The organism is Bradyrhizobium sp. P2_E8 (genome assembly GCF_056403875.1).
Genome location: NZ_JBFUES010000785.1, coordinates 1 through 3,632, shown reverse-complemented (window position 1 = coordinate 3,632; position 3,632 = coordinate 1). Strand labels below are relative to the sequence as shown.

Genomic DNA, 3,632 nt, shown 5'->3' with positions numbered 1-3,632 from the left:
GATGACGACGTCGTCATCGTAGAGCCGCGCACGCATCGCATCGTTAGCCAGGTGCCGCGCGATCCGTCGCGAGCCCGTGCGCAAATGGGCGGCAGTGCCTCGTCAAGCATGGCGGCCGCCGGCGGGAGTAACGTGAATTGCCGCATCATGCGGCGTGACGCCTCGGGCAATGTGGCCGAGGCAGAACCGTCGACCGTCGGCTCGACCGCGCGCACCGATTACCTGAGTGTGACGGTTCAGATGCCCGGCGGCGGCTCGTCAGCCCCGATCGCCCTCGGCGTCCCGGCGGGCAACATCGTGGTCGCGACGCAAGGGCAGGACGACTGCACGGTGACGATCGAGCCGCAAACGCGCTAAGCGCCGGAATTGACAAGACCGCGCTGAAACGACAACGCGCCGCCGGGCTGAATCAGCTCGGCGGCGCGTTTGCGTTCGATGTGGAAAGTTTCGAGGTCCGGAGTGCCTAGGAGTCCGGACCTCGTCACCTTGCCCCAGCCTTCAATCCCCCGCCCCATGTGGTCCCCCAACCCCGTGGTGCGCGATCAGAGGGTGATGCCCTTGGAAGTGGCCGCCGATCGATGTCTCGCGATGTACGTGAGATCGAAATAGGATTCCATTCCGGATCACTACGGACACGCGCGAGCATCTTTCTGCGCGAAGCTGCGGGCGCCTAAGCCGACGGCATGGTGCACAAGAACGATGCTGGCGATGCGCAGGATGTCCACATCTCTCGGTGCTGCGGAACCTCGATTTCACTGGCCTGTCATTGAACTGGTCTAGCGCTGCTCCCGTCATTGCTGACGGCCAAGGAGCAAGCCATGTCGAAGCCGGTACTGGGCGCCGCATTATCCATCAAATCGATCCCCGCGCATCGCGACTGGCTTCTGGAACGGCAGCGCGATCTCGAAATCCAGGATTTTTTCCGCGCCGATCTCCTCGATAGCGACTGGCGCGCGACCGCTGGCGACATCAAGCAGATGCTCGCGGGCCACACCGGCCGTCTCGGCATCCACGGACCGTTCTGGGGCTTCAAGATCGACAGCCACGATCAGATGATCCGCCAGGCGGTGACCAAGCGTCTGCTCCAGGGGCTGGAGGCCGCCGAGTTCCTCGGTGCGACGCAGATGGTGATCCATTCGCCGTTCACGACGTGGGACCACAACAATCTCGATCTCTATCCGGACAATCGCGGCAACCTGGTCGAACGGGTCAGGGCGACGCTTGCCGAGGTGATCGCGCGCGCCGAGACGACCGGCTGCGAGATCGTCATCGAGAACATCGAGGACAAGGATCCGCGCGACCGCGTGCGCCTCGCCAAGGCGCTCGAAAGCAACAAGGTCCGCGTCTCGCTCGACACCGGCCATGCCAATTACGCGCACATCTCCACCGGCGCGCCGCCGGTCGACTACTACGTCGAGACCGCAGGCGACATGCTGACGCATGTGCATCTCCAGGACACCGACGGCTTCGCCGACCGGCACTGGGCGCCGGGCGAAGGCAACATTCCGTGGGTCGCCGTGTTCCGCGCGCTGGGCCGGCTGACCTCGAACCCGCGGCTGATCCTCGAACTCCGCAACCACGACGACGTCCGCGCCGGCGCAGCCCATCTCGCCGCGCTTGGTCTCGCTGAATAACCGACCTCATCAAGGGCAGGGCTTATCGTCATGAACAAACTCACCCGTCGCACCATCCTGAAGTCTGGCGGCGCTGCCGCGGGCACGCTTCTCCTGCCGCGCTTTGCGATCGGGCAGGCCGACAATCGTCCCTCGGTGACGGTCGCCGTGCAGAAGGTGACCAACTCCAACGTGCTCGACGTGCTGCGCGAGCAGTCCAATGTCGGCGAGCGCGTGTTCTTCTCCTCGATCTGGGAGGGCCTGATCTCGAAGAACTGGCGCGGCAGCCTCGAGGCCGTGCCGGGCCTCGCCACCGAGTGGCGTCGCATCGACGACCAGACCGTCGAGGTGAAGCTGCGGCAGGGCGTGAAATTCCACAATGGCGACGAGCTGACGGCCGAGGACGTGGTCTTCACCTTCAGCCGCGAGCGCATGTTCGGCGAGACCGAGGCCAAGAGCCGCTCCACCATCCAGGCCTTCGAGAAGATTCCGACGCCGCGTCCGGGCAAGGAACTGCCACCCGATGTGCCCGCGGTCGCGCGCCGCATCTGGCCGGACCTCGTGCGCGTCGACGCGGTCGACAAGTACACCGTGCGCTTCTACAACGCGACGCCTGACGTCACCATCGAAGGCCGGCTGTCGCGCTACGGCTCCGACATCGCAAACCGCCGGGCCTGGGCGGAATCCGCGAGCTATCTCGATTGGGCGCGCAAGCCGATCACGACGGGGCCGTACAAGGTCGTCGAGCTCAAGCCCGACGTCTCGCTGACCCTGGAAGCACACGACGAATATTGGGGCGGCCGTCCGCCGCTCAAGCGCATCCGCTTCCTCGAAGTGCCCGAGGTCGCGAGCCGCATCAACGGGCTGCTCTCGGGCGAGTACCAGTTCGCCTGCGACATCCCGCCGGACCAGATCGCCGGCATCGAGAAGAACGCGGCGTTCGAAGTGCAGGGCGGCACCATCCTCAATCACCGCCTGACCGTGTTCGACAAGAACCACGCCCAGCTCGCCAATCCGCTGGTGCGGCGCGCCTTCACGCATGCGATCGACCGCCAGGCCATCGTCGACAGCCTGTGGGCCGGCCGCACCCGCGTGCCGAAAGGCCTGCAGTGGGAATTTTACGGCGACATGTTCAACGCCGACTGGAACGTGCCGGCCTATGATCCGAAGCTCGCGCAGGACCTGTTGAAGCAGGCCAACTACAAGGGCGATCCGATCCCGTATCGCCTGCTCAACAACTACTACACCAACCAGGTCGCGACCGCGCAGGTCCTGGTCGAGATGTGGAAGTCGGTCGGCCTCAACGTCCAGATCGAGACCAAGGAGAACTGGTCGCAGATCATGGAACGTGCCCCGACCCGCGCCGTGCGCGACTGGTCGAACTCGGCCGCCTTCAACGATCCGGTCTCCTCGCTGGTCGCCCAGCACGGGCCGAACGGCCAACAGCAGCAGATCGGCGAGTGGACCAACGCCGAGCTGAACACGCTCTCGGAGTTCCTGGAAACCTCGACCGACCGCGCGGCGCGCAAGAAGGCGTTCCGCCGTATGCTGGAGATCGCCGAGCGCGAGGACCCCGCCTTCACGGTGCTGCACCAGAATGCGACCTTCACGGCCAAGCCGAAATCGATCAAGTGGAAGGCCTCGCCCGCCTTCGCGATGGATTTCCGCGCCGGCAATTTCGAGGTTTGAGGTGTCGCCGCTGGTCAGCATTGAAGGCCTGAGCGTCGCCTTCAACGGCGTGCCGGTGCTGCGTGGCGTCGATCTCGCCCTGGGCAAGGGCGAGGCCCTCGGCCTCGTCGGCGAATCCGGCTCCGGCAAGTCGGTGACCTGGCTTGCCGCACTGGGTCTGCTGYCGCGGCATGCGCGGGTCTCTGGCTCGGTGCGGCTCGACGGGCGCGAGCTCCTGGGCGCGCCCGCCGCGGAGCTCGATCGGGTCCGGGGCGGGCGGGTCGCCATGATCTTCCAGGATCCGGCCAGCGCGCTCAACCCGGTGCTGACCATCCGCAAGCAGCTTTGCGA

The 3,632-nt window shown here is 65.7% G+C and carries 3 protein-coding genes and 1 pseudogene; all 4 read left to right on the top strand.

The genetic code is table 11. The features are described from left to right. Positions 1-357 (top strand): annotated as a pseudogene (locus AC1D00_RS31760) (DUF1236 domain-containing protein); the annotation flags it as partial. Between the two features lie 461 nt (positions 358-818). Then, positions 819-1,634 (top strand): sugar phosphate isomerase/epimerase family protein, encoded by an 816-nt coding sequence (locus AC1D00_RS31755; protein ID WP_477013384.1) that lies wholly within the window; start codon positions 819-821, stop codon positions 1,632-1,634. Between the two features lie 30 nt (positions 1,635-1,664). Next, positions 1,665-3,302, top strand: coding sequence for an ABC transporter substrate-binding protein (locus tag AC1D00_RS31750; protein ID WP_477013383.1), 1,638 nt, complete (start codon positions 1,665-1,667; stop codon positions 3,300-3,302). A gap of 1 nt (position 3,303) precedes the next feature. Then, a partial coding sequence (locus AC1D00_RS31745) for an ATP-binding cassette domain-containing protein (RefSeq protein WP_477013382.1) occupies positions 3,304-3,632 on the top strand: 329 nt, incomplete at its 3' end.